2 protein-coding genes are annotated in these 2,193 nt (G+C 66.1%); both read left to right on the top strand.

What is annotated here, in order from left to right:
- Positions 1–208 precede the first annotated feature (208 nt).
- Complete coding sequence (locus AC5LUJ_RS20765) at positions 209–1,585, top strand: hypothetical protein (protein ID WP_493465563.1); 1,377 nt, start codon at positions 209–211, stop codon at positions 1,583–1,585.
- Positions 1,582–2,142: a flavoprotein gene (locus tag AC5LUJ_RS20760; protein ID WP_493465562.1), complete on the top strand. Its 561-nt coding sequence runs from the start codon at positions 1,582–1,584 to the stop codon at positions 2,140–2,142. Before AC5LUJ_RS20765 ends, AC5LUJ_RS20760 begins: the two co-directional genes overlap by 4 nt.
- Positions 2,143–2,193 lie beyond the last annotated feature (51 nt).

The raw sequence follows: 2,193 nt of genomic DNA, 5'->3' as shown, positions 1-2,193 counted from the left end.
ATAAGGCAGGTGTGGGGTGCGGCGCCGTACCGGAGACCGCTGTCAGCCCTGCCAGAAGCGTGATCACGAGTGCACCACCTTCGCCCCGCGTCGGGGGACGCCGAGGAGAGGGGATACCCGCGGGATACCTCGGGGAGGATCACGAGCCCACTGACCCGAAGCCGTCGTCCGGGCTGTCACACCGTGGTGGCACTTGTACGATCACGCTGTGAGACGGGCCGCGACATCACCCAACGAACAGATACGCGCCGCGCGCCTGCGCCACCCATCCGCGTGCACGCCAGGCGAGCCCCTGTCCCGTCAGGAGCTTGCCGAACGGGTCAACCGGTGGATCTACGAACAGGACCAGAAGATCGTCGAGATCGACGCCAACTACATCGGCAAACTGGAACGCGGAGTCATCCGCTGGCCGCAGCGCCGCTACCGGGAGGCCCTGCGCGCGATCCTCCGAGCGGAGACGGACCGGGAACTGGGCTTTCGTCGCCCAGCGCACTGTCAGGAATCCCCGAAGGACCGGGAGGAGGTCGGGCTCAACACGGGTGGAAACGAGGAGGAGACAGTGCGGAGACGAAGTTTCATCCAACTCGGAACAGCACTGATCATGACCTCCCGCCAGGACCGCCCCAAGCCGGATCCGGTCGCCACCACGGCAACGGTGGCCTCCCAGCCGAACAGCAGCGACCGGTCAGAGCCGATCTCAACCGATGCGCTGAGGACCCAGATCGCACGCGCGAAGCACGCCTACCAGTCCTGCCGCTATACGGAACTGGACGTGACCCTGCCAGCTTTGCTCGCCGCCCTCGGCAGCGCCGAGGAGGACCGGGCCAGTGAGGTGACCTCGATCGATTCTCTGCGTGCTCACGCCTACCAGATTGTCGCGAGCGTCGAGTTGAAGCGCGGCAACGAAGGCCCGGCGTGGCTTGCGGCCGATCGGAGCATGAACGCGGCTACCCGCTCCGGGAATCCGCTCGACATAGCATCCAGCGCCCGGGTCGTGACGCATGCCCTGATGCGCGCCCGGCAGTTCGGCGACGCCGCTACCGTCGCCAGCAGCGAGGCGACTCGGCTCTCCCAGAACTGGGAGCAGCCCAGCCCGGCTGCGTTCTCCGTCTATGGCGCGTTGCTGTTGCGGGGCGCCGTCGCCGCTGCTCAGGCAGACAACCGCGGCGAGACAGCCACATTGCTCGACGAAGCCGCCGAAGCCGCCAGGCGGGTTGACCGTGACGGCAACGAACATTGGACTGCCTTCGGGCCCACCAACGTTGCCCTTCACCGAGTGCACGTCGCGGTTGTTCTCGGCGATGCCGGGATGGCTCTCGATCATGCTCGGGCGGTCGATCCACAGGCCGTTCCAGTGATCGAACGGCGAGCTGCCCTCTACATCGACATTGCCCGCGCGCACAGCCAGCGTGGTAACTACGGACAGGCTGTCCAGGCCATCATTGCGGCCGAGCGAACGGCCCCGGAGGAGCTGGCCAGACGGCCCGCCTCCCATCGGCTGATCCTCCACATTCTGACAAATGCGACCGGGTCTGCGAAACGCGCCGCGCATGAGGTGGCGATCCGTTCGGGTGTCGCCGCGTGACGGGACGGCGAAACCGGGTTCTCTACGTCGTTGTCTGTGCGGCAGGAGTCGCACCTTACGTTGGCCGTCTCGTGGCCCTGGCTCAAACCCGAGGATGGGATGTCTGCCTGATCGCGACATCGGCAGCCGTGGTGTTCATCGATGTGCCGGCGCTTGAAGAGCAGACCGGTCATCCCGTGAAGAGCGTCTACCGCCAGCCAGGCGAGTCACGGTCAAACGCGTTCCCGCGGGCGGATGCGGTCATTGTTGCCCCGGCGACCTACAACACGATCAACAAGTGGGCCGCCGGTATCAGCGACAACTACGCCCTGGGCGTTTTGGCCGAGGTGTTCGGGTTGGGTATCCCGGTCGTCGTTCTGCCGTTTGTCAACTCGGCTCTGGCGGCGCACTTCGCCTTCCAGCGCAGCGTCACCGAGTTGAGGAAAGCCGGAGCACACGTTCTCATGGGACCTGGCGCCTGGCAGCCGCATGAGCCCCATACCGGCGGCCAGCACTTGGACACGTTCCCATGGGAACTCGCACTTGACGAGGCGGCCCAGATGAGCACGAGCGGGTGACTGTCCCGCACCCGCCTCCTCTTTCAGCCAGCCGCCCGGAAGCGGATTAGC

The sequence above is a fragment of the Protofrankia sp. CiP1_Cm_nod3 genome, assembly GCF_982290655.1.
The sequence above is the reverse complement of the archived record's forward strand: the minus strand, read 5'-3'. Positions and strand labels throughout refer to the sequence as shown.